The following is a 21998-nucleotide window of genomic DNA, read 5'->3' on the forward strand; positions in this document are numbered from 1 at the left end:
TATAAATCTTACTCATATATATCAGAGAATTCCATTTTTATACGTTCTAATCTACTGTCATACACTCTACTAGATATATCATCTACATAATTATTTACATTGACTATATTTGGTATCCTTACTATAAACTCACTACCTTTTTCTAATTCACTTTTTACAGTAATTGTACCTTGATGCATTTCAACTAAGTGTTTTGTTAAAGCTAAACCAACACCACAGCCTTCACAAATTTTAGTAAACCTGTCTTCTACATTTGAAAATCCGTTAAAAATTGAGTCTATATCATCTTCAGCAATTCCAATACCAGTATCTTTTACTGAAATAACAACAAAGTCAGATTCTAATAGTATACTAACAATAACACTTCCATCATAATTATTAAATTTTATAGCATTAGAAATTAAATTTAGTATTATTCTTTCTAATTTAGCTTTATCAAAGCTTACTATCTTTTCTTCTGTTTGTGTATCAAAGATAATACTTATATTTTTAAACTTTTTGTATCTATTTATATCATCACATATAGACTCAACAGTACTTACAATGTCATAATTTATAGGTTTATACTCCATACTTTTAGATTGTATATTGGTCAGGTCTATAAAATTATCTGATATTTTAAGCATCCTTAAAGTATTTATATTTATCCTATGGATATCTTTCACAAAACACTCTTTACAGTTACCTAAATCACAAAACTTACATCTTTGTTCTAAAAGCTGTATCGATGTCATTATCATGTTTATAGGTGTCCTAAATTCATGTCTAATATTTGAAAAAAACCCCTCTCTCAATTTACTCAATTCTTCTTTGTATGGCTCATCTTTAATAATCCCTAGTATCCCATCCACATTTCCATCGTCATCAAATATTGGATATTTATCTATCTCAATTTTACGTTTCTCTTTTCCATTAGATATTGTCTGCTCATATTTTAAATGTTTTTTGTTTTCTATAACCTCTTTATCCCTTACTTTTCCAATATTAAAATATGGTCGTAATACCTCTAATTCTTCATATGTTTTTCCATAAATCTTATCTTTGGGTTTACCAATAAAGTCACTTGCATAACTCTCATTACAATAAATATTTCTACCTTTTAAATCTCTATAAAAGATATATTCCGGTATTGTATCTAGTATAGATTCCAATGTTTTTTTCGAGTATTCTTCATCCATCTAAGTCCCTCCTTTTTAATAACTCGTAAAAAAAGACTGTACAATACAGTCTCTAAATTTTGTATATCCAATGTCTATTTTAAAAGAATTTTGTCTTAAATTGTTTCTTTATTAAGATAAACCATTTTTTGAATGATGTCTACATTATTATGGAATATATATCCAACTTTCGTTCGACATTTTTTATTGAAATATATAATAAAAAATTATTTATGAGGTAATTAAATATCAATGTATATAAATGAATCTTTATATCCTTTATTCTTTACATCCTCTAGTCTTTTATTTGCATTATCTTTTTCTTTATAACTTCCAACACATACTCTATATAATTTTTCATTACTCACATTATCTGCCTCTAAGCTTTTACCTGTTATACCCTTAACTATTGCTCTTGCCATACTTCTATATTCATACATATTCATATCGCTAGAACTATCTATAAAGCAACATTCAATAAGAATAGCACTCATTGTAGTTTTTCTTATTACATAAAGCTCCGGTCTAATCTTTACTCCCCTATTTTTAAATCCAAGTTCACTAATACTCTCACATATTCGACCTGCTAATTTGCTGGCCTCATTATTTTTCTCGTAAACTAGAGCTTCTACACCACTAGCACTTTTGTTATATGAATTAAAGTGTATACTTACAAATAAATCAGCCTTAGCGCCATTTGCTATCTTTACACACTTGTTTAGATATTCTTCATTACTATTTGCACTATCTACCCTAGATTCTATTACTTCATAACCACTTTCTTTAAGCAGTCTGATTATCTCACTAGCTACCTTTCTATTTTCCTCGCTCTCGTTTTTTATACCAACAGCTCCACTTCCAACTCCTCTTAAAGTGTGACCTGGATTAATACAAATCTTCATCCCAATTCTCCCTTTCATATTTCTTTATTATTTTAGAAACATAACTACTGCTAATATCATATTCTCTAGATAGTTCTAAGATATTATAACCATTGTATCTCCTTACAATATCTCTATTTCTCATACCTCTTCTTATATTTTTACTAGAAGGAAAATATACTACACTCCCTGCATAGACACCGATAATCTCTAAAAACTTCTCTGCTCCTACTATATCAAACATATTCTGTAAACTACTAGGTATATCATCATACATCAAATCCATAAATAAACTCCCCCTTTACTTATATACTAACCATATATCCTATGATTTAGCATCTTCCCCTTAAGCTCTACTACTCTTCCTTTGCACATTTCAAGGATTCTGCTCCCTACTGACTCATCAATATTAAGCAAATCTTGAACATATTTTTCACTACTTACAATAATAGGCTTATTGTTAAAATATCTATGGTTTATAATCTCAAACATAATATTTATATCACTAGTACTAATACTTCCCTTAAATAAATCATCAATTAGAAGCACACTAGCATTTTTATATTTATGTATTATCCTATTATAAGCTTCGCCATCCATAATATTTTGCTTAATTTGAATAATACTATCTCTATATGACATATATACCACTCCTACACCATATTTCATAAAATTGTTAGCAATAGCAAGACATAGATGAGTCTTCCCGCTACCTACTTGTCCCATAAAAATTATAGAGTTGTTTCTACTATTTTTGATTCCTTTAAAATCTTTAACATAACTTCTAGCACTATTAAACGCATCTAATATTTGCATGTCATAAGCATAATTAAAGTTTTTAAAAGTCTTATTTCTATACCCCTCACTTATTCCACTATTTTTTAATATCTGCTCTGAAATTAATATTTCTCTGCACTCACATGGTATTGCCTCATTGTCATTTAAAATAAAGGTCAAGTCCCTACACTTACTACATCTGTAACTATGAGATGAGTAACTCCTCTGCTCGTCTAAGTTGCTCTTCACTTGGCTTTTTATAAATTTGTTCATTCTCTCCTTGAAGTACACCGGCATATTTAAATCCATTTGTATTCCCCCTATTTTTACTTAGATAAATTTCTAAATCTTTAATAGTCTTTATATTAAGATTTATCCATTGATTAATTATTCCATTTACATATACTTTGCTACATTTATCTTTATTTGAGGCAATTTCTATAGCTTTTTTAAATAGATGTATATCTATCTCCTGACTTATATAAGTAATCCACTCTTCTATTACACCATTTACTTTTCCAATGTTTTCTTCAAATAGTTTTTTGTATTCTTCTCTTTCTATATATTCTTCTTTTTCTTGTTCTTCTTCTTTTTCTTCTTCTTGCCCACGTATGGTAAAAATTTTTTCAATCTTTTGGTACCTATCGTCAATTGCTTCATTTATACACTTATATACTTGTCTTCCATTATCTTTCTCAAAGATTTCTCCAATACGCTCATTAAAAAGTTCTATTACTTCAACTCTTGTAATAGCTTTTATTACAAATTTTAAAAGCGAAGTATCTTTAACAAGTCCTAGATCTTTTTTTATACAATCAATCATGGGTTTACCAAGCTTCCTAAAATTGTATCTACCCCAGTTCTTTATAGCTACTTCCTTTGTTTTGTAATTGTATTTTATTAATTTATAATCATTTTCAAATCTATCTAGAAGGCTTTTCACACTTTCATTTGAATACCCAAGCTCAAAAGCCATTTGCATAGTGTTTAGGTTATATACTCCTATTTGAGTAGTATTAGGATTTGTCATAAGATACAGAAAAAACAGCTTATCCTCTGGAGTCATCTCAAGCATTACTTTATCATCCTTCCAAAATGCAACTTCAACTTGTCTAAATATAGCCATCTTAAATTACCCCCTATGTATTCTAAACGTCCTACTAACAGTGGTTTTACTGTATTTTTCAGCTATTTCAGGTAAATCACTTTTTAACCTCTTAGTATCTATACTACACTTAGTTGAGCTTTTCCATGTTATTTTTCTCTCTTTGCAAAATCCAGTTTCACAGTACTTAAGTTCACTTTGCAGAGTATGTTCTATTATTTTCTTTTCACTTTCCAGCTTTGTTATTTGCCCTACTATTTCATCATGTTGCTCAATTAAGTTGTACATTTCTTCATTTATAATAGCTACTTCATTGACTGAATCTTTGTAAGTTTCTTTTAAGAATCTTCCACACTCTTCACTTCCAAAAGGTAGCTTTTGTTTAGCATTATTTAACATATTTCTTAAAATCTTCATTATATTACATCCCCCATTATCTTTTTTATAAAATAAATCTGACCCTTGCCTGTTATATAAGGCGTTATAAATACTCTTTGACCATCTTCAGTGTTTTTTACAAATTGACGAGTGGTAAAAAGACCTTGTTGTAAGTATATTTGCTTAGGCTCATTTCCTCTTATAGTTTTCATAATATATCCATTATCTCTAAACCAAGCCATAAGATTGTTTCTTCCTAGATTTGCACCTACTGCATATATCATCTTTGCAAATGACCCTATGTTTATTGCATCGTCACAGTCTCCAATAGTTTTTCCTACTTCTATGTACGGTTTTACACTTTCAAATTCTTCTTTTAGATTTTTTATTTTACTTCCTTGTATGCTTAGCATTTCTATAAGTTTTAATAAAAATGTATTATCCTCTTTACTTTTGTTTATTGTTTCTTCGCTCATGTAAGCTCCGTATTTTCTTATACTTGGAAGTACTTCATCCATTACCCACTTTTCAAACTTTATAGCATTTGATAGCTTTGATTTTATAATAAGTCTGTATAAATCTCCCTCAGTTATATACTTTCTATCTACAAATTTATATGCATCACTTCCATCAGACTTCTTACCAGTTACTACCCTTCTGTCGTGATTCACGACGCAAGGGTAAGTACAATGTCTGCGTATTGCATCTCTAGGATTTGTATATCCCAAAACTTCAGCAATTTGAATAGCGTCAAAATATTCTTTATCATCTTTTACTATTACATCAATTTCTCCAAACTCAGCACTAGTAAACGTTTTCAGTTTTAACATAATTATCCCCCTAAATAATTGATTTCTCTAATTCCCCCCAATACTATTTGCAAAGAAAATCTTATTTACATCATCAATATTAAGCTCAAGCCTCTCTATTATCCTCATCATCTCACCCCTAGTAAACTCTGTCCATCCATTTTCTTTTCGGTTGTAAGCTCCCTTAGATATGCCAAGCATCTTTGCCATCTCATATTGATGATACCCTTTATACAATCTTGTCTTTTTTAGTAACTCAAGCATTGTATTTTATCCCCCCTTTGACTAATTCATCACCCTCTGTAATTAAAATGGTAGTCTATCCAATTGTAATATGTCAATTACATTCGTTATATTTTTACCAAAGGTGACTTATTCTGCACTTCAGTTACCGAAATCAGTAATTTAATGCTATAATTACCAAAAAGGGGTGGTAATATGAAATCTGTCGGGGAAAGAATAAAGACATCTAGAAAATATTTAAATTTAACAAAAAGAGAGCTGGCCCAAAGAGTAAATATAACCGAGCTAACTCTTTCAAGATATGAAAGTGGAGAAAGAGAGCCCAAGGTAGGAGTGCTAGGAGAACTGTCAAAAGTACTTAATGTGTCTTGTGACTACCTTATGGGATTTACTGATATAAGAAATTATGATACTGATACGGGTAAGGCAAAGGATGAGAAAGATATTCAGTGTATATTGGAAGATATGCTTAGGAAGGAAGGGCTTATGTTGTATGGAAAGCCTCTGTCTAAGCAAGCTTTGGCAAAGATATTAGCAGCTATACGAGTCGGTATAACTATTGCAAATGAGTAGTATGTTTTATAAAAATTTAAAATACCGAGAGTAATGCCCTCGGTATCTATTTTTTGTTTATTTTTATTAATCTTCTTTTCCAAAAATAAATTCATGCCAAGCGTTTAAGTTATACTCCTTATCCCACTCTAGCACCCATCCTTTTTGTTTGCTTATAATATGACCATTTCGATGCCCTTCTAGCGGGAATTGTAGTTGCTCTATATCTTTATCATTTATTTTATACGCTGTATAAGCTAGGTTTATCATCTCCATAGGGCTTATATTTGTCTTAGTATTTTCTAGAAGTATATCAGCTACTTTTTTGTAAGTCTTTGAATCTTGCTTTAAAAATTCGTTGTAAGCACTTTGTGCTACTTCTCTATGTCTATTATCTCTAGCGTAAGCACTGTCAGTGTATCTTATTCTACTGAAGGCTAGTGCTTGATATCCATTTAGTCTTTGTACTCCAGGCTTTTTAATATATTCTTTTGATACTTCATCTTTCCTGTTGTAGTAATAATCATAACAAGCGTCTATGTACTTATTGACTTCTTCAACATCTTTTTCTTCTATATTTACTTCTACTCCACCTATTTCATCCATTATGTCCATAAATGAAACAAAGTTGACTGCTATATACTTATCTATTTGTATATCAAAGTTTACTCTAAATACTTCTCTTAGAAGATCAATACTTCCGTAAGCATATGCATGAGTTAGTTTTTCAGTAGAGTGACCTGGTATATCTACGTAAGTGTCTCTTGCTATTGATGTTATTTTTATATCATTTTTGTTGCTGTCTATTGTAACTAGCATAACAGAGTCTGATCTATTTCCTCTTTCTATGTGCTCTCCATCTAGACCTGCTAGAAGTATATTTGTTACACCATCTACCATTTGTCCTGTTTCTTCTTGTGTGTTAGTATCAGCGTCTTTTACTGCTTCATCCTTAACATATATAGAGTCTAGTTTGCTATATACGTACCCTACTCCTGCTATCATAGCTATTACAACTGTACATATAAGTATTAAGGCTATTTTTTTAAAGTTTTTCAATTTTCTTATCCCCCTAAAAAATCCTAAGAATTAAGTTCCTAGGATTTTGTATATTTTATTCAACTGTAACAGCTACCTCTTTTAAAACTGGTTCATTTATATCTATCTTAGTTTTTAGATAACTCATTAAGCTTTCCTTTAGGTCATCTCTTTTAAGAGCGTAATCTATTGTAGCTTCTAGGAAACCTAACTTATCCCCTACATCATATCTTCTACCTTCAAAGTTATATGCATATATAGCTTCTTTGCCTCCTAGTGTTTTAAGAGCATCTGTAAGTTGGATTTCTCCACCTTTTCCTGGCTCTTGGTTTTCTAGTATGTTGAATATTTCTGGAGTTATTATGTATCTTCCAAGTATAGCTATGTTTGATGGAGCCTTGTCTACATCTGGCTTTTCTACCATATCTTTTACTTTGTATACTCTATCTTCTATGTGTTTTACATCTAAGATTCCGTATTTATTAGTGTCTTCATTAGCTACTTTTTGAACTCCAAGTATTGAAGTTTTGTACTCGTCATAAGCATTTATAAGTTGCTTTAAGCATGGAGTATCTGCATCTACTATATCATCTCCTAGAAGTACTGCGAAAGGCTCATTTCCGATAAAGCTTTTTGCACAGTGGATAGCATGTCCAAGTCCTTTTGGTTCTTTTTGTCTTATATAGTGGATGTTTACCATGTTAGATATATCTTGAACCATTTTTAGCATTTCTGATTTTCCTTTTTGTTCAAGTTCTAGTTCAAGTTCTACAGATCTATCAAAGTGGTCTTCTATTGATTTTTTGCTACGACCAGTTACTATTAGTATTTCTTCTATCCCTGAATTTATTGCTTCTTCTATTATGTATTGTAGTGTTGGTTTATCTACTATTGGTAGCATTTCTTTTGGTTGTGATTTAGTAGCTGGAAGGAATCTTGTTCCTAATCCTGCTGCTGGTATTATTGCTTTTCTTACTTTTTTGTTCATTTTCTCCTCCATAACTGCATATAAAATCCCACTTATAAACCAAGCTTTAGCCCTTCTACATTCCCAATATATAGTGACTTACTGTTTCTAAATCATTTTTATATTTTTCTAAAGATTTATAATCTATACATTGTTCTAATTTATGTTTAATATCATCTATATCTATACTTAACAATTCATTTTCTGTAATAGATATAGCAAGATTTCTTTCTTTAGCTTTTAATATATTAACACTATCTTCATAAGATGTAGGCCTTTCTATAAGTACTAAGCTAGAATGACTTATTATACATTCTGCTATAGTTCCCCATCCAGCCTTAGTAATTACTATATCACTTGCAGCAATATAGTTTTGAGTATCTAATACCTCTATAGGTAGATTGACAACATTACAATCCTTAGAACAAACTATATCAATTCCAGAAGTAGTAAATATTGTTCCCCTAAAGTTACTTATACTTATACTATTTAAACTAACTGACTTACCACAGGTTATAAATATAGATTCTCCGTATCTTTGCTGAATATCATTAACCTTAGTCTCATCAATATTTCTACAAACAAATCCAGCTTCATATATTTCATCAGCATCTATACTACTCATAGGCAGGCATAAGTCATACCTTATAAACTTATCTACATAAGAATAAGCTTTTTTAAACTTACTTATTATTCTATTATCTATACCTAAGTGCTCATACTGTTCAACCCAGCTAAAATTACTTACAAATATATTAGGTAAATTTAACTTATTACCTACTATACATCCTATAGGACTTATATCATTTACTACACACTTAATATCTATAGCTCTTAAAAAATCACACTCAGATTTAACAATATTATCTAGACTTAATATAAACTCATCTAACTTTTGTTTAAGAGCTACAATGTCTACTTCTAGACTATTATTTTTATTAACAAGACCTACATCAGTTACTATATCTTTATAGATTATCCTGTCTTCAAATTTAGATAAATATATTCTAGCAAATTCATTTTGTTTTTTATCACAAACTATATATACCTTATACTTACTATCATTCAAGATATTTTCGATAAGGCTTAAGCATCTAGTCATATGTCCAAACCCATGAGATGATATATAAAATGCTATATACATCCTACCACCTCTAAGAATTTTTTGTAATCTCTAATATAATCAGCTTCATCATATTCAAATGACGATAATACTAACAATATTGCGTCTGGTGAATGATCAAGAGTTGTTCTCCATACATTAGAACCTATATAAAGAGCTTCATGATTTTTATTTAGATGATAGACTAATTCATTTTTTCCATCGAAGCATCTTATCTTTATACTTCCTGATAAACAGATTAAGACTTGCTCTGTATTATAGTAAGCATGGGACCCCCTATTACTTTCAAATGGAACATCATAGGTGTAAAATATTCTCTTTGCTTTAAAGGGTATATTGATCCCAAGTTCTAAAGGAACTAAATAACCACTTTCTACATTACCTTTACTATTTAACTTAATTTTATAACTATTATTCATATTCTCACCATCTTATTCGTAGTCTAAAATAAGTTCATTTCATTAGATTTATACATATATCTCTTCTTCCGTATCGACCTTCTTTTTCTTCTTTTTTGCAAGTAATACTCCCCCTACTACAATTACAATTAAAGAAATAATAATAGTACCTACTGATATACCTTCTGCTAAATGCATCGACACTGTTATCATTATAAGGCCTGCTATAGCATTTCCTACAAATATACCAAGTAGTGCATCTTTAATTTTCATCTTAAATATAGATGCAAGAGCAGCAGCGCTCCATGATCCTGTAGTTGGAATAGGTACTCCTACAAATATGATTATACCAATTAGACTTGCAGCTTTAAGCTTCTTTGCTCGTCCTTCTATTTTTTTGTCCACCCATCTTATTACTAGGTTAAAGTATTTTCTATGCCTTAGGTACTCTATAACTTGTCTAAATACTAGTACTACAGGTACAGCTACAATAGATGAACCTATTAAACAAGTAATATATAAATATACGGGGTCTAAATTCGTTGCTATCCCAATAGGTATAGCTCCTCTTAGCTCTATGATTGGCACCATAGATAAAAACATAAGTTTTATATATTCCACTTTTACTCTCCTCTATGTTCAACTAGGGAATATAAAAGGCCATAATAACTTATGACCTTTTATATTAATCTCTAAAGAATAAATTTACTTTCTCATAACCCTATTTTATTATTGTATAACTAAATATTACCCACTGTTCTTACTATTGTTTTGAATACCTTCTATTCTTCTATTTATATTATATATTACATCCACTGAACACATAACAGATGATATAGATAGACATATTATATTAGATAACATCACACCTAATACACCTAAGTTAAAAACTTTTATAAGAATAATTGCTATAGGTATATTCAGAATACACGATATTATACTACTAATTGTCTGTATTCTGATTTTACTCATCCCATTTTGAATATTTACAAAAATTCCATTAAAACAAATTAACCATGCATAGAAAGCCGCTAGTAATATTAGTCTTTTATCTACTACGATTGATTTTCCAATCCATATTTTAATTAAAGTATCAAACTTAATTACTATAATACTTAAAATTATAGCAACCGGTATAAGTAAAATAATTAATCTATTCATCGATTTTTTTATCCAACTATACTCTTCATTATGTGTTGATCTTGCAACCTCAGACCATAGTTGAACTAGTAATATAGAAAAGAAAGTTGAAACAATTTGAAATAATTTTGATATTAAAGAATAATCAGTTACCTCATTTACACCTATAAATGTAGATATTATAAAGTTATCAGTTGAGAATAAAATAATAGTTGAGATTTGAAGAACAAAAAATTCTAACCCTAGAGATGTTAATTCTATTCCGTACTTTTTGCTTTTATACTTAATATTCGGTCTTAATTTTTTATCACTAAATATATATATAGTAAATATTATATTCGAGAATGTATTAGCTATTAAATATAATAGTGATATATTTATAAGACTTGCTTGTGTAAATTTAGGCAATAAAATCAAACCTATTAATGTAATTATATTTGCAATTATTTGAAATAAATTAACAATCGAACTCTTGTGAATACCAAATGCTATCGAATTACTAATTCCTAATATAAAATTCAAACAAAAACTTATAATTACAATAATAAAACTTAATATAATCTCATCTTGTGATAAACTATTCTCTTTAAATAGTACATTTGTATCAATTGTACATACCAATATAATGGATATTATTAGTATAATTGTCGAAATAGTTGTTATATATAAATATGCACTTGTTATATAACTCTTTAACTTTTCATATTTTTTTTCTGTCAAAGATTCTGTAACCTTATTTCTTAATCCATTTCCTATACCAAAGTTAGATAACGATGCCCATGATATTATAGTCAGTATTGTTTGCCAGATTCCATAACGTTCGTTGTCTAAATACGACAATGTTAAAGGAATAGTTATGTATGTTATTGCCATAGAAAGTATCTTATATATATAATTAAAAATAGTATTTATAATATAACTATTCTTTTTTATAATTTGCATTTAATTCACCACCAGTCTATTTGCATATTATAAATATCTAAATTTATCCTCATTTTTGTTTTTCTTAAATTTTTCAATATCTCTATACTTCACTATTTTAGCCGGATTCCCAGCTACAATTGCATAATCTGGGATATCTTTTGTTACTACAGCGCCCATTCCTACTATTGCTCCTTCTCCAATTGTCACCCCTGGGAGTATTTTGACACCTTCTCCTAACCAAACAAAATCTTTAATTATTACTTTTTTATAATTATATTTATAGTTAAATGGAATCATTTCTGAATCGTATATATGGTTAGATGACCATATAACTAAATTTATTGCACCATGTACATAGCTTCCAATATCGACACCCCCGGAAGATTCTATATAACTATCTTTTAAACATGAATGTTCTCCAATTTTAAATTTACTTATATCTGTAATAACATTATTGCCTACAAATTTACATTGATTAAATTGTTTTGATAAATTATAATTCTTAATATTAGAAGGTAAATTTATAAATAATCCTAAAATTTTATCAATTTTCATTTTTATAAGTGTATTAAATATAGCTTCTTTTATATTATTCTTTGTCATAAATTAAACTCCATAAAATATTAAAGCATTCTTTTTTTTATAATTTTTTTTTCATTATATATATTTAAATATAATAAAAATTTTTTAGCGAATTCTTTAACTTTAAATTTTAATATTTTATCTTTTCTGTAACTAGCAACAATTTGAGGATAATTAGAGTTCATATACACCTTAGGCATATAAATGTATCCTTTTTGCATATATTCCCATGGTCTATCTCCAAATTGTGAAGGTTCTCTAAAAGGAACTATGTTATATTTTCTGCAAATAATACTAAAAATAGATTGATCCTCTCTGTGAGCTATAAAGCTTTTATCATTTTGTATAGTTTTTTCGAATATCTCATATGAAATATTTTTTTCATCACAGCAAAAATCTAAAAACTCTTCTATAAACTTTATACTTCTTTTAGTTTTTTTTATGAGAAAGTATGTCGCCAATATTTGATTTGAGTTTTTATATATTTCTTCGTTACAGTCTAGAAACTTAAATGTTTCTCCTTTAGTCCATTGCTTAGATATTAACGGTAATTCATACACCATAATATCTTCATTATTTAATTCCATAATATCAACTAAATATTGTACTTTATTTGTATAATATGCACCAGAGTCACAATAAAACAAATAATCTCCATATTCTATTTTATTCAATGTTTTTAATATAAAATAAGGCTTCCATAACCATAATCCAGCACCTCTTTTATATGATAGTATTTTTTTATTACTCTCTCTAAATTCTAAATCTATATCACTAGGCGAATATTCAATTACTTTGTCAACTTTTCCTTTTTTATATGCTGTTTTAGTATTATATTTTTGAGACTTAATAAAATTTTCATCTGCATAATTTATTGCAACTATCACTCGTCTACCTCCTATGCATTCATATTTTAAGCTATTTTATGTATTAATCTTCATTTTTACAGTAATATGGTTCGACTATCCCTAATATCATACATATATATAATATTGAATTTTTATCAAATATTAATCCTGAAGCAAATACTCCTACTATGAGTATTAATGTTAGTCTAAGTAAATATGAATTCTCAGTATCATTACTAAGATTTTTTTTACTAACTATATACATTTTATTGAAAAATGCTAGCATCCATATACCACCTAATACACCTGTTTGAATAACTACACCTATTAAACCTAAGTCTCCTACAAAGTAAAGGTATGGGTCATATCCGGTTATTATAGGCGTTAAATAATACCTAGTATCTAGTAATCCTATCCCTGAAATTAAATTATCTTTTAGTAAATTCATATAATACTCTAATTCTAAATATCTTACTCCAATGTTTCCTGTTTTAGTTTTAATTTCTATTAAAACTGAATTAATGACTTCATTTAAGAAGTTACTTTCATTTGAGAACATTAGCATATATATAAATATAGCTGTTATTAGCGTGTATACTAACCATACTTTATTGATTTTTTTACTCATAAATAATCCATATACTATAACTATTAATACCCCTAAAATAAAGTTTCTAGTCTGTGATACTACTACTAATGATACTATTTGTATAAGTATATGAAGAAAATATTTTCTCTCGAACTTCGTAAGTAATTTTGAATAAATTATTACTATAGAAAACATTATGAATACATAGCCTGTAAAAAATCTTACACTCCCACCTCTAAATGCATAACTCATATTAAAAATTACAACTTTGGGGTAAATAATAGCTTGGATTAAATATAATATAGATAAAGTTGTACCCATATATATAATAATATTTTTGACATTATTTCTCAAATCTCTTTTTCTTTCTTTATTGAAAAAATCAACAAAGTAGAAATAAAATAAATATATAAATATATGATGCATCCCTAGTATTCCATATTTTAAATTTTGCCCAAATGCAAAATAAGCTCCTATTTGTGATATTCCACAAATTACCATTAACGTTATAATGTAATTTTTAAATATATATCTTTTTTTTACTATACTTTTAAATTTGACTATAAATATAATAATACTTAATATGGCTACTAAAGATGTTATATTTATTGATGATAATCGAAGTAAATTCTCATTTATTATTATAATAAAGATTATAATTAGTTCTGGTTTTCTATAATTTATGAATATTATGCTAGCAATTAAAGCTATGATTAAAGCTATAGATAATTTGTTATATATGCTAAATAATCCCACTATGATTGAAAGTACAACCAACGCATTTATTTTTATAATTTTTTTACACATAAAACCTCATTTCTAAAAACAATCTTTATAATAAGATTACTTTATTGTTACTTTAGACTCCACCCTTTATTTAAATAACGGAATCTTACATACATTTTAGGTGGTAACAAACTTTTCGTTATTCTTTTTATTAATTCAGTTTTCTTTATTTCTAATTTCCTTTTATTTATATCTATATAACTATATTTCAACATATCAATTTCACACTTTACATGCTCTTCCAGTCCTAATTCTAACTGTGTTGTGCTAATTCCACCCATTTTCATATTAGTTATTCTGTATGGAATATGTAATACTTTTCTTTTTTGAATATACATATTCAAAAAGAATTTATAATCTGAACAAATTTTCAATTGCTCATCGAATAAATTTTGTTTAATTATAGCTGTTTTAACAAAAGTAGCATTATGGGCATTTTGTATTTTTTCTAAGTGATATTTTGACATAATATGTGTATTATTTTTTTTGTTACTTTGTGACATATTTGGTGCTAAATTCAATTCTTTTTCATATATTTTACCTTTAAACTTTTCTTGCCACGACACATTTCCATATATTAAATCAATTTTATCATTGTAATATTTATTTATTAGTTCTAATGCATCAGGTTCAAAAGTATCATCACTATTTAAAAATACTACTAAATCACCACTCGCTAAATCTATTCCTTTATTCATAGCATTGTATATACCTGTATCTTCTTCAGATAAAAGTATAACTTTTTTTGACTCTGACATATATCTATTGATAATGTCTAATGTCCCATCTTTAGATTTTCCATCTATAATTATATGTTCATAATTATTGTAAGTTTGTTTTATGACTGAATCTAGAGTTTCTTCTATAGTCTGCTTACTGTTAAAACATACTGTTATTATTGAAAATTTCACACCCATAACTTTCAACTCCTCTATTTTAAATTTCTGATTGTATTAAACAAAAAATTATAAGTTGAATGCATAATATGTTCATTTTTTAATTTGTATAAAAATACAAACAACTTATGAGACATTTTATTTGGTCTATACAAATTTATTGCTTTATTAATTTCTGAATCACTCATAATATTTTTTATCATTTCAAGTTTTTGTATCTTATTTAAATTGCATCCTCTTCTATAATTATTGTATATATATAATATAGGAGCTGCTATATTTTTAGTAAATCCGTCCTTTTCTCTCAGCTCCCTATAATATGGGAATTTAGCATAAATTTGTTCTTCTTTATACCAAAAAATATCTATGAATTCTTCAATATTTGAAACGTATTTTGTAGATAATGACTCATTATTACATTTAACATAATGATATGAATATTCATTAATAGCAGCAATTGAGTTTATATTTAAAATATAATCCTGAACAAATACAAGATCTTCGCCTAGACTAAGTTTTTCATTAAATTTTATATTGTGTTCATCTATTATAACCTTCCTATACAGCTTCATAACTGAATAACCTAATGGTAATTTAGCCATTATTTTAGATATTTCAATACTATCTCTACTTTCGATAAAGTTCTCTACAGCTTCTTTATATTTAGACTTACCATTTTTATTATCAACTGAATACCCTATATTAATTAAATCTACACAACTATTGATTGCTACCTTATACATTTTCTCAAACATATCAGGCTCACACCAGTCATCAGAATCTACAAATGTTATATATTGTCCATTTGATGCATCAATTCCCATATTTCTAGCAGAGGAAACCCCCCCATTTTTTTTGTTTATAACCTTTATCCTAATATCAGCTTGAGCATAGCTATCAATTATTTCCTTAGATTTATCTGTACTTCCATCATTTATAACTATAATTTCTATTTCTTCTAGTGTTTGATTGAGTAAGCTTTCAATACACCTTCCAATATACTTCTCAGAATTATATACTGGAACTATAATCGATACATATATATTATTCATTTTGTCTCCTTTAATTTAGCTTTAGTCAACTTAAGCATATAAGATATTCGGCTCTAAATCTTATCTAATTACTTATATGTCTCTAATCATTTGCTAATTTAATACCAAATCAAGCTACATCAATATAATATTATAAGAATATTGACCTATATGTTATATTAACAATTTTAATATATGTAATAGGTAAAATGAGCCTATACTTTATTTATTCTTTGCTCTTTCTAATTCTTCAATTAAACAATCAATATCATTAAAGTAGCACGCTATTTTCTGTAATTCACTGTCATCCAAATTCCACCAATTCACTGATCGTAAGTTTTCTATGGTTTCATCATCAAATCTTTTTTTTATACATCTCGCTGGATTTCCAGCCCAAATTTCATACGGTCCTACATCCTTAGTTACTACTGAGCCCATACCTATTACTGCTCCATCTGATATTTTAACACCCGCCTTAATCATTGAATTAGTTGCAATCCATACATCATTTCCTATTGTAGTTTCCGAAAAAATATCATACTCATGTCTTGAGAAATTTTTTTTCAATATATTGTCCCACTTATGAAAAACTGATGATGTAGACACCCAATTTAATGGGTGCCCAGTTCCACCTATATTACAACCTGGACCAATGCAGCAAAATTTACCTATTTGGGTGTCTATTATAAAATTATTTCTTCCTATATATGAGTATTTATCAATGCTACTCCTATAAAATTTAGTCCCTGATGATATTGCAGCTGATTTATCTATCTTAGAACTTTGTATTATTGCAAAAAGTGATACTTTGTTAAATAGCCTTAATGGCAACGATAAAACATTTTTTAGAGCTACTATCAATCTTCTCATATCTATTTTAAATCTCCTTGACCTTCCATTTGTATATTAAACTTCTCACACTCATATATCTTTGCATCAACCAAGAATCTATACCAATATGCTTGTAAGAAGTGATATATCCTACCTTCTTGTCCATCTAAAAATCCAAATCTTACATAATATCTATATATAAAATATAAATGAGATCTAAAAAATAAAGGCAACTTATAATATCCATTATTTTTTATAAATCTTTTTCTTGATGCTTGTCCTTTATTAGAATTATCATTTATTAAATCATCATTTTCATCTTCATTTAATACCTTTTGTTGATAATCTAATACCTCTCTATTAGAATACCAATTATGTTTATGAGTCCACCACTCTAAATCTTTATTATTATTATCTATAATATCGTACTTAAATGTAGTAGTATCTCCCTCTGATAAAATCATGTGCTCGTCCATTAGCTTTTGCTCACATGATCCATATCCAGTTCTAAATATTCTAAGTAATAACTCAGGATATTTACCTCCATGTTTTATCCATCTTCCCATGAAATAAACTCTTCTTTTTAAAACTATACCCTTTATATTTTCTTCTATTAAAGGTAACTTTTCTTCTATTTCATTTGCTAATTCAGGCGTTAACTCCTCATCTGCATCCATTCTCATAGACCATTTTGTTGTTATATTAGTGCTAGTTAAACCCCAATTAAGTTGTGTAGCATAATCTATAAATTTATTTTCATAAAAATCTAAATTTACACTTTTACTTAGCTCTTCACATAAAGCCTTTGTACCATCAGTACTATAACTATCAACTATAACAAATCTTTTTACTATTCCTTTAAAAGATTCAATACATTTTCTTAAATTATTTTCTTCATTTTTAGTTAGTATCACTACCGTCAAATCTACCACTACTAATTCCTCCTATAGTGTTTTTATAACTTTCGCAGGATTTCCAGCTATGACTACACCTCCAGGAAACTCACCACAAACAACACTACCAGCTCCAACTACAGAGCCATCACCTATTTTAGTTCCTTTTAATATAAGTGCGTTGCACCCTATAAAACAATCTTTACCTATAACGACTTCTCTAGTTCCTATAGCTTCTTTATCATCTATATTTCTTGCTTCCACTTCTATTGGATGGAAATCATTATCAAATATTTTAACATTTCCACCTATCAAAGTATTATCACCTATAGTTATTTCTTTTCTAGCATATATAGTAACTCCCGAAATACCTACATTGTTACCTATACTAATCTTTGCATCTTCTGTCCTTGTAACTATTATAGTTCTTTGGCTTAATCCAACTAGGTTAGAAAGAAAACTACTCTTTATAGTGCAGTTTTCTCCTATATTTAGTTGAGAGCCTTTTTTCTTAAATATTACCGGAACTCCATAAAGGTTTAAATTCTTTCCATACTTAACTTTATTGAAGTTCATAAATAATTTAAAGTAATTGCTCTTAAACATATTAACCTCTTATCCTACTTATAATTTTCTAAGAACCAATTATAAGCTAACTTAATTCCTTCATTTAAACTAACCTTATGCTTCCACCCTAATCCATGTAACTTATCTACAGTAGTTAACTTTCTTGGAGTACCATCTGGCATATCTGTATTAAATACTAACTCTCCTTCAAATCCTACAACGTCTTTAACAGTCTCTGCTAACTCTCTTATAGAAACTTCTTCGCCTGTTCCTATATTTACATGTTGTTCTCCATCATAGTTCTGCATTAAAAACACACATGCATCTGCCATATCATCAACATATAAGAACTCTCTAAGTGGAGTACCTGTTCCCCATACTTCAACAACTTCACTATTATTCACCTTAGCTTCATGGAACTTTCTTATAAGAGCTGGTAACACATGAGAATTCTTTAAATCAAAATTATCATTAGGACCATACAGATTAGTTGGCATACAACTTATAAAATCATCTTCATACTGCCTCTTAAAGAACTTACACATCTCAAGACCTGCAATCTTAGCTACTGCATATGCTTCATTCGTTTCTTCTAATGATCCTGTTAAAAGATACTCTTCCTTAATTGGCTGAGGTGCCATCTTAGGATATATACATGTACTTCCTAAAAATAAAAGCTTATTTACTTTAAAGTCATGAGCAGCTTTAATTACATTATTTTGTATCATTAAATTGTCATATATAAAGTCTGCTGGATAAGTATTGTTAGCATGTATACCACCAACTCTAGCAGCTGCTAGAAATACGTACTCTGGCTTTTCTTCTTCAAAAAATCTTCTTACAGCTTCTTGATTAGTTAAGTCTAACTCTGCATGAGTTCTATATATAATATTGTTATATCCTTTATCTTGTAAATTTCTAACTATCGCTGAACCAACTAACCCTCTATGTCCAGCAACATAAATTTTTGAATTTAAATTCAAACCGTTCACCCCATCTTAAATTTATTCTATTGATTTTTTACTTACATAGAAAATTTATTAGAGCATATAACTCTAATAAATTTTCAGTAGTCATATTAATTTTCAAACTTTGACTTATATCCGTCACCTTGACTTAATTCTTCTAAATCAGACTTGACCATCTCCTTAACTAAGTCCATAAATGAATAGCTTGGAGTCCATCCTAATTCTGTTCTAGCCTTAGTACTGTCTCCCCATAATAATTCAACCTCCGCTGGTCTGAAGTATCTTGGATCTACTTCTATAAGTACTCTTCCAGTGTTTTTATCTATACCTTTTTCATCAACCCCAGTACCTTCCCATACTATCTCGTATCCTAGTTCAGCAAATGCTAGTTCACAGAACTCTCTAACAGTATGAGTTTCATTCATTGATAATACGTAGTCTTGAGGCTTGTCTTGTTGTAACATTCTCCACATACCTTCTACATAATCCTTAGCATGACCCCAGTCTCTCTTAGCATCCATATTTCCTAAGTATAACTTATCTTGCTTACCTAAGTGTATAGCTGCAACTGCTCTAGTTACCTTTCTAGTTAAGAAAGTCTCACCTCTTCTTGGCGATTCATGATTGAATAATATTCCATTACAAGCGAATATATCATAAGATTCTCTGTAGTTTACAGTTATCCAGTAAGAGTAAAGTTTAGCTACTCCGTATGGACTCTTAGGATAAAATGGTGTTTTTTCACTTTGAGGAGCTGTATCTGGAAGCCCTCCAAATAATTCACTTGTAGATGCTTGATAGAACTTAGTCTTAAGTCCATTTTCTCTTATAGCATCTAATATTCTAAGTGTACTTACACCTGTTGCTTCAGCAGTATATTCTGGTGAGTCAAAAGATACTCCAACATGTGATTGTGCTGCTAAGTTGTATATTTCATCTGGTTGTATTTTTTCTAATAATCTATTTAAGTTACTTGAATCTGTTATATCTCCATAATGTAAGAATAATCTAACATCCTCTCCATGTGGATCTTGATATAAGTGATCTATTCTCTTTGTATTAAAAGTACTCGCTCTTCTTATTATTCCATGTACTTCATATCCTTTTTCTAATAATAATTCTGCTAAGTAAGATCCATCTTGTCCTGTTATCCCTGTTATTAATGCTACTTTTCTCATTTTGTTTCTCCCTCATTTATTTTATCTATTATTTTTATAGTATTTTATATAGTTGCTTCTTTAGCTAGTTCTTTAGCTTTAGAATCTAGAGATAAAATACTTTCTTTATATTTATTTATTGATACTTCTTTGGTTAGATTAATTTCTAGATACTTTCTACCGTTTTCTCCTAAAAATTTTATAGTTTCTTTGTTATCTAATATGTAGTTTATTTGATTGTATATGCCTTCATAATTTCCAGGCTCTATACATACCCCACAATTACATTCTTCAACTATAAGTCTAGCTTCCGATCCTTTGTCTAATACTCCAAGTACAGGCTTTCCTGATGCCATTACACCATAAAGTTTACTTGGAACCGATACTCCTTTTATCCCCTTTGCATTTACTACCCAATGTATATCTGCTGCATTTAAAGAATAGATTAAGTCTGATTTATCTTGATATGGTATAAAGGTAACATTCTCTAATTTATTGTTACTTACATATTCCTCTATCTTAGTCTTAACTGTACCATCTCCAATAAAAGCAAATACTACATCTTTTCTATCTCTAAACTTCCCTATAACCTGTATTATATTTTCTAAATCATAGTAAAGACCAATGTTACCAGAGTACATAATAATAAACTTATCCTTTAAGTTATATTTTTCTTTAAATTTAACTATTTTAGGATGGTACCCAGGTAGTGGGTGTATTTCCTTCTCATTAATCCAGTTGTTTATAAAAGTATTTTGTGGAACTTTTTTATTGTTAAATCTATTCTTTAAAGTTTCTTGCATATCTCTTCCCACTACAATAACTTCATCTGACTTTTTACAACTAAATTTATCGACTGACATTACAGTGTTTAGTAGTAGTTTATTTTTAGCATATCCTACTGCCATAGTTTGCTCTGGATTAAAATCTTGTATGTTATATATAAGCTTTCCACCTTTAATCCATTTGCCTAGCACTCCTAGTACTCCACCTAAAATTGGTGGTTGAGATATTGTAAATATATAATCTTGCTTTTCTATCTTTAATGTTGCTATTAGTGAATTAAAGAAATAGGCCAATAAGTTTTTAACTCTACTAATCTTATTACTCTTTTGGAATTCTGGAACTCTTACTCTTACTACCTTCATTTCGTTATATTCTTCATGGTATATTCTTTTTGCTTTATACTTTTCCTCAACAGTTCCGCTATAACTAGGTACTACGCATATTACAGTTATATCAAAGACATCCGTCATACCTTCTGATAGTTCTGTAAGTATTTGCCCTGTAGAGGCTACGTCTGGGTAAAAGTAATGTGCATAAATTAATAATTTTTTTTTCATATTACTTCACCCTAT

Annotated in this window: 26 protein-coding genes; 1 reads left to right on the forward strand and 25 read right to left on the reverse strand. The window is 28.6% G+C overall.

Translation table 11 applies throughout. The annotated features are described in order from the left end of the window. Positions 1–8: 8 nt before the first annotated feature. From CHL78_RS09430 to CHL78_RS09465, 8 genes are all read right to left on the reverse strand, one after another. Positions 9–1178: a sensor histidine kinase gene (locus CHL78_RS09430; protein WP_094369229.1), complete on the reverse strand. Its 1170-nt coding sequence runs from the start codon at positions 1176–1178 to the stop codon at positions 9–11. A 221-nt stretch (positions 1179–1399) separates the two neighbouring features. Beyond that, complete coding sequence (locus tag CHL78_RS09435) at positions 1400–2059, reverse strand: N-acetylmuramoyl-L-alanine amidase (RefSeq protein ID WP_158540674.1); 660 nt, start codon at positions 2057–2059, stop codon at positions 1400–1402. Beyond that, positions 2043–2324, reverse strand: a complete 282-nt coding sequence (locus CHL78_RS09440; protein WP_094369231.1) for a Mor transcription activator family protein — start codon at positions 2322–2324, stop codon at positions 2043–2045. Before CHL78_RS09440 ends, CHL78_RS09435 begins: the two co-directional genes overlap by 17 nt. Before the next feature lie 26 nt (positions 2325–2350). Then, a complete protein-coding gene (locus CHL78_RS09445) occupies positions 2351–3124 on the reverse strand; it encodes an ATP-binding protein (protein WP_243446410.1) in 774 nt (257 codons plus the stop codon). After that, entirely contained in the window at positions 3021–3941 is a 921-nt protein-coding gene (locus CHL78_RS09450; RefSeq protein WP_094369233.1) for a DnaD domain protein, read from the reverse strand. The genes CHL78_RS09445 and CHL78_RS09450 overlap by 104 nt, the downstream gene beginning before the upstream one ends. A 6-nt stretch (positions 3942–3947) precedes the next feature. Beyond that, entirely contained in the window at positions 3948–4337 is a 390-nt protein-coding gene (locus CHL78_RS09455) for a hypothetical protein (protein ID WP_094369234.1), read from the reverse strand. Then, on the reverse strand, positions 4337–5128 hold the full coding sequence (locus CHL78_RS09460) for a phage antirepressor KilAC domain-containing protein (protein ID WP_094369235.1): 792 nt from the start codon (positions 5126–5128) through the stop codon (positions 4337–4339). The genes CHL78_RS09455 and CHL78_RS09460 overlap by 1 nt, the downstream gene beginning before the upstream one ends. A 27-nt stretch (positions 5129–5155) precedes the next feature. Continuing rightward, a complete protein-coding gene (locus tag CHL78_RS09465; protein WP_094369236.1) occupies positions 5156–5371 on the reverse strand; it encodes a helix-turn-helix domain-containing protein in 216 nt (71 codons plus the stop codon). A gap of 174 nt (positions 5372–5545) precedes the next feature. Between CHL78_RS09465 and CHL78_RS09470 the strand changes: the two genes are divergently transcribed. Next, positions 5546–5923: a helix-turn-helix domain-containing protein gene (locus CHL78_RS09470; protein ID WP_094369237.1), complete on the forward strand. Its 378-nt coding sequence runs from the start codon at positions 5546–5548 to the stop codon at positions 5921–5923. Positions 5924–5989: 66 nt separating this feature from the next. Here the strand turns inward: CHL78_RS09470 and CHL78_RS09475 are convergent, their stop codons facing one another. The 17 genes from CHL78_RS09475 to CHL78_RS09555 form a co-directional block, all read right to left on the reverse strand. After that, a complete protein-coding gene (locus tag CHL78_RS09475) occupies positions 5990–6961 on the reverse strand; it encodes an LCP family protein (RefSeq protein WP_094369238.1) in 972 nt (323 codons plus the stop codon). A 55-nt stretch (positions 6962–7016) separates the two neighbouring features. Then, positions 7017–7928 (reverse strand): UTP--glucose-1-phosphate uridylyltransferase GalU, encoded by a 912-nt coding sequence (galU, locus tag CHL78_RS09480; RefSeq protein ID WP_094369239.1) that lies wholly within the window; start codon positions 7926–7928, stop codon positions 7017–7019. Between the two features lie 55 nt (positions 7929–7983). Next, on the reverse strand, positions 7984–9051 hold the full coding sequence (locus CHL78_RS09485; protein ID WP_094369240.1) for a glycosyltransferase: 1068 nt from the start codon (positions 9049–9051) through the stop codon (positions 7984–7986). Beyond that, complete coding sequence (locus CHL78_RS09490) at positions 9042–9449, reverse strand: sugar 3,4-ketoisomerase (protein WP_094369241.1); 408 nt, start codon at positions 9447–9449, stop codon at positions 9042–9044. The genes CHL78_RS09485 and CHL78_RS09490 overlap by 10 nt, the downstream gene beginning before the upstream one ends. 48 nt (positions 9450–9497) lie before the next feature. Then, complete coding sequence (locus CHL78_RS09495; protein WP_094369242.1) at positions 9498–10049, reverse strand: COG2426 family protein; 552 nt, start codon at positions 10047–10049, stop codon at positions 9498–9500. 126 nt (positions 10050–10175) lie between these two features. Beyond that, the gene (locus tag CHL78_RS09500; RefSeq protein ID WP_094369243.1) at positions 10176–11510 is read right to left on the reverse strand and encodes a lipopolysaccharide biosynthesis protein; all 1335 of its coding nucleotides are present in this window, start codon (positions 11508–11510) and stop codon (positions 10176–10178) included. Positions 11511–11537: 27 nt separating this feature from the next. After that, positions 11538–12095: an acyltransferase gene (locus CHL78_RS21320; RefSeq protein ID WP_094369244.1), complete on the reverse strand. Its 558-nt coding sequence runs from the start codon at positions 12093–12095 to the stop codon at positions 11538–11540. A 20-nt stretch (positions 12096–12115) separates the two neighbouring features. Next, the gene (locus tag CHL78_RS09510) at positions 12116–12961 is read right to left on the reverse strand and encodes a hypothetical protein (protein ID WP_094369245.1); all 846 of its coding nucleotides are present in this window, start codon (positions 12959–12961) and stop codon (positions 12116–12118) included. A 43-nt stretch (positions 12962–13004) separates the two neighbouring features. Next, positions 13005–14318, reverse strand: coding sequence for a hypothetical protein (locus CHL78_RS09515; protein WP_094369246.1), 1314 nt, complete (start codon positions 14316–14318; stop codon positions 13005–13007). Positions 14319–14365: 47 nt separating this feature from the next. Next, positions 14366–15214 carry a glycosyltransferase family 2 protein gene (locus tag CHL78_RS09520; protein ID WP_094369247.1) on the reverse strand — a complete coding sequence of 283 codons (849 nt, stop codon included), beginning with the start codon at positions 15212–15214 and terminating at the stop codon, positions 14366–14368. Positions 15215–15228: 14 nt separating this feature from the next. After that, positions 15229–16245: a glycosyltransferase family 2 protein gene (locus CHL78_RS09525; protein WP_094369248.1), complete on the reverse strand. Its 1017-nt coding sequence runs from the start codon at positions 16243–16245 to the stop codon at positions 15229–15231. A 201-nt stretch (positions 16246–16446) separates the two neighbouring features. Then, the gene (locus CHL78_RS21585; protein ID WP_094369249.1) at positions 16447–17094 is read right to left on the reverse strand and encodes a CatB-related O-acetyltransferase; all 648 of its coding nucleotides are present in this window, start codon (positions 17092–17094) and stop codon (positions 16447–16449) included. Positions 17095–17096: 2 nt separating this feature from the next. Next, the gene (locus CHL78_RS09535) at positions 17097–17987 is read right to left on the reverse strand and encodes a glycosyltransferase family 2 protein (RefSeq protein WP_094369250.1); all 891 of its coding nucleotides are present in this window, start codon (positions 17985–17987) and stop codon (positions 17097–17099) included. A 12-nt stretch (positions 17988–17999) separates the two neighbouring features. Then, entirely contained in the window at positions 18000–18554 is a 555-nt protein-coding gene (locus CHL78_RS09540) for an acyltransferase (RefSeq protein ID WP_094369251.1), read from the reverse strand. A gap of 14 nt (positions 18555–18568) precedes the next feature. Then, complete coding sequence (fcl, locus tag CHL78_RS09545) at positions 18569–19498, reverse strand: GDP-L-fucose synthase (protein ID WP_094369252.1); 930 nt, start codon at positions 19496–19498, stop codon at positions 18569–18571. 95 nt (positions 19499–19593) lie between these two features. Further along, positions 19594–20661: a GDP-mannose 4,6-dehydratase gene (gene gmd / locus CHL78_RS09550; protein WP_094369253.1), complete on the reverse strand. Its 1068-nt coding sequence runs from the start codon at positions 20659–20661 to the stop codon at positions 19594–19596. Positions 20662–20705: 44 nt separating this feature from the next. Beyond that, positions 20706–21983 (reverse strand): glycosyltransferase family 4 protein, encoded by a 1278-nt coding sequence (locus CHL78_RS09555; protein ID WP_094369254.1) that lies wholly within the window; start codon positions 21981–21983, stop codon positions 20706–20708. Positions 21984–21998 lie beyond the last annotated feature (15 nt).

It is taken from the genome of Romboutsia weinsteinii (genome assembly GCF_002250835.2).
Taxonomy (GTDB): domain Bacteria; phylum Bacillota; class Clostridia; order Peptostreptococcales; family Peptostreptococcaceae; genus Romboutsia_A; species Romboutsia_A weinsteinii.